At 48.2% G+C, this 3261-nt stretch carries 4 protein-coding genes; all 4 read right to left on the reverse strand.

The window, feature by feature from the left end:
• Positions 1-308: 308 nt before the first annotated feature.
• On the reverse strand, positions 309-611 hold the full coding sequence (locus ABD842_RS13910; RefSeq protein ID WP_345115018.1) for a hypothetical protein: 303 nt from the start codon (positions 609-611) through the stop codon (positions 309-311).
• A gap of 67 nt (positions 612-678) precedes the next feature.
• Positions 679-1140, reverse strand: coding sequence for a nucleoside deaminase (locus ABD842_RS13915; protein ID WP_345115021.1), 462 nt, complete (start codon positions 1138-1140; stop codon positions 679-681).
• Positions 1141-1265: 125 nt separating this feature from the next.
• A complete protein-coding gene (locus tag ABD842_RS13920; RefSeq protein ID WP_345115024.1) occupies positions 1266-1862 on the reverse strand; it encodes a hypothetical protein in 597 nt (198 codons plus the stop codon).
• Positions 1863-1955: 93 nt separating this feature from the next.
• Positions 1956-2813, reverse strand: coding sequence for an endonuclease NucS domain-containing protein (locus ABD842_RS13925; protein WP_345115026.1), 858 nt, complete (start codon positions 2811-2813; stop codon positions 1956-1958).
• Positions 2814-3261 lie beyond the last annotated feature (448 nt).

The raw sequence follows: 3261 nt of genomic DNA on the forward strand, positions 1-3261 counted from the left end.
ATTGACTACGAGTATACCCCCGCCAGCCACGTCACCTGGCTCTTGCTCGCCAACATGGCCTTATGCCTAAACCGGCTTGCCTAAATTCCCAAACACCCTCTAAGCTGGCAAAGAGTAAGGTTAATCAGCCCATTATAGTGTTGCACAGTTTTAGTGCTGGTATTTAATCAGGACACCATTGAAGGCTATCCGCACAAGTGGAATGCACTTTAGACGGTTGACTTGATAACAAGAAACCCTGTCAACTATAGCGCTGACAGGGTTTTTGCTTTCTGTTAAAGTGCAATAGCATCAAACACGCTATAGCTCTATCGATTCATCATTCGATTGCGTGCTTCTTCAGCAGTCTTGTCCATGGTAGCAGTAGACTTTGCTCTCGACAAAGCTCCCATGAACTCTCTCATTGTGTGGAGGGTACTCCCATCGATTTGAGCTTCTAACTCTTTGATTTTTGAAGCACTAAGAAGAATGGTCAAATCGCTTGACTTAAGCATCCTTTTTTGAATAGCTTTAATTCTGTTGAACGCTGCTTCAGATTGTAAATTGTGTTCTCGTAAAACTTGATTGTACTCTTCTTCTAACTTTTTAAGGGTTTCATTTGAGGGGTTCATACTGTTCGGTGTTGTTAAGGTGTAATCCTGAATTAGTGGACAGAAGGGATGATTTGTCAGACCTCAGCTACAATTCCATGATATCTTCATTCCATAGCTCCGGCTCTGCATCAATAAACTCTTTCATCATTTCAACGCATTCATCGAGGTCAAGAATGACGACTTCAACGCCATGGCTTTCTAGAAACTGCTTGGATTCGCCGAAAGTCCGTGATTCTCCTACTACAACCTTCGGTATCTTGAACTGCACAATGGTGCCCGCGCACATGAAGCATGGCATCAGAGTGGTATAGAGCACCGTATCACGGTAGGTGCGCTGACGACCGGCGTTCATCAGCGCATCCATTTCTCCATGTTTGATTGCGTTATCCTCTTGCACGCGCTTGTTGTGTCCACGGGCAACAATTTGCCCATTGCGCACGAGTACTGACCCGATAGGAATGCCGCCTTCGCTTCGTCCAAGCCGAGCCTCATCAATTGAGGCTTGCATAAACTCGTCTTTGGTGTTGGGGGTGATGGATGCTGACATAGAAAATAAGATGAAATGCGAAGGGCGAGAATTTGTTGAAGGAAGAGAGTAAAGGTACGGTTGCGTATTAGTGAGTCGCTTATTGCGGTAGCATGAGCCGCCATTAGCTAGTAGGGCTGTGCACCCTAGCTTTCGTTGGAGCTGCTGGTGTATTCCGCAAACGCCTGCCTAAGTTCATCTTTTTCTGTTTGCAATTGGGGTAGGTAATCAATATAAAGGGTCTCCTTTTCACCTTGAGCGGTGTTAGCTATGACTCTGAGTGTTGTTCCGCCGCCGTACTCGGAATTGATATCATATTGGCTCCCTTGGTACTTGTCAATAAATTGTGCAAGTACACTTTTCTTCCCCGCTCTGGTAATTCGCTTATGGACGAAATAGCTTTCCCCTCTCTTTCTTTCCTCTAGATTAAGACTTATATCTAGTATGTCAACCCATTGTTGGTGGAGCGCTTTGTATTCAGCTTCATTCAGCTTCCTATCAGCATTTAGACCGATGTATATACTACTCTCTTCGTTGGTGCTGGTGCTATGAGCGTGAGAGCTGATTCCATGAACGTGATGCCCCAGTTCCTTTGTAGAGAAGGAAACAGAGCAATCCTCCTTGGCTAATAGTAGAAATTCTTTGAATGCCTCAAGCTTAGACTCTATAGGCTGATTTGCATCAACTTGATAATCATAGCGAGGGGAAGTAGACCGGTTGCTTTTGTAGTCAGCGAGTGCCATGCTAGTTGAAAGGAATGTCTGGGATGAAGGTGAGGTACTCCGAATAGCTCGATAGTCTACAGTGCATAGTGCCGTGCCGGAGTGGCATTAGATTCAAGACGCTTTGTTTAAAATTTCGAGGTGGTGGTCAATGAAGTCATAGGTTACCAACTCAAAGCTTACATCTCCCGAACCCTTGTTGTAGCGGTACAGGTACCACTCAATCTCCTGTTGCTGGGCAGGTGTCATGCCATGAAGCGCCTTGGCGGTGTCTACGTCGCGGATGCCCGTTACCAATATGCCCCGGGCTTTCTTTCCGGGCTGTTCTTGCTTGAGCATTCCAATGTAGCGGAGCACCTGCTCCACCGCGGACTTGCCTCCCCCAACGTGCTTTAGCTCCAACACAACGCGGGCACCCTTGGCATCTGAGCACAGAAAGTCAAACCGGTCACGCGTCTGCTTGGGACTATACTGACGCTCAACCTTCTTAAGCCCAAGCCTGTGGAAAAGGTCATGCTTGTCAATGAAGTCTTCAAGCTCCCGCTCGCGCTGTTGACGTGCCCCCTGCGTCTTTACTTCCTCTTCGCTCTCGAACAAGTCGCCTAGCTGAGCTACCGGAAAGCCGTAGATACGCAAGCAGTCAGCGGGCTTCAATCCCAAGCTGAGCTGCGGATGCACCGTTAGGTTGTGCTCTGCCAGCATCACGGTTATAAGCTCCACATTGCTACTGCTTCTTTTCTGAAAGCCGAAGCAGTTCAGCAGGTTGGTAACGCTCATTACTTTGTATCCCTTATCATGCACAACGTCCCGAATCTGTTCAATGACCTGTTGCCGAGACTCTTCTGTGCAGGGCTTTACTTTCCGCTTGAGCGGCTTTTTCCTCATGCTCCTATTAACGGGCGCGTTAGTAGGGGTAGTGGCAACAGTTTTATCCTTACTTAAGGAGGCACGCAGGGAGTCTAGTATTTTCATAAAGTCGGCGTTGATAGTCACCCTCTTAAAAAGGTCTAGTCTTTTGCGCTAGCTGCAAGGCGATATGGACGTCAATATACAGGTTTTGTATGCGGATGCGATTCCGCTGGCGCCTACCGAGGTGTGTGTTTATGGCAGCTGGCTCGGATATACCTTTCGCTTGTGTGCGAATGGCAGGTACCGGCTCGCAATGGCGCTAGCTCTTCAGGGGGATGGTCACCTCACAAGCGTAATCATGGGGGAGTGCGTCCGGGGCGCCTTTTTTATCCCAACAGCAACGCCAGTAGTCCCACCATTGACGGTTCACCTCGCCAACTTGGTCAAGCGAGACGTTTCCGCTGTGTGTTATAGCGGATTCGTGAACGGTGTGGCCAGTGGTTAAGTGGTCTGTGTATGGTAGCCGCAGTGGTCGAACCAGTTTTTGGCATCCTGGCTGGTAATCCAGTCG

The sequence above is a fragment of the Hymenobacter algoricola genome, from assembly GCF_039539525.1.
GTDB classification, from domain to species: Bacteria; Bacteroidota; Bacteroidia; order Cytophagales; family Hymenobacteraceae; genus Hymenobacter; species Hymenobacter algoricola.

Bases quoted from the DNA above. Each gene is read 5' to 3' on its own strand.
- ABD842_RS13920 (WP_345115024.1), bottom strand. From the start codon at position 1,862: ATGGCACTCGCTGACTACAAAAGCAACCGGTCTACTTCCCCTCGCTAT.
- ABD842_RS13910 (WP_345115018.1), bottom strand. From the start codon at position 611: ATGAACCCCTCAAATGAAACCCTTAAAAAGTTAGAAGAAGAGTACAAT.
- ABD842_RS13915 (WP_345115021.1), bottom strand. From the start codon at position 1,140: ATGTCAGCATCCATCACCCCCAACACCAAAGACGAGTTTATGCAAGCC.
- ABD842_RS13925 (WP_345115026.1), bottom strand. From the start codon at position 2,813: ATGAAAATACTAGACTCCCTGCGTGCCTCCTTAAGTAAGGATAAAACT.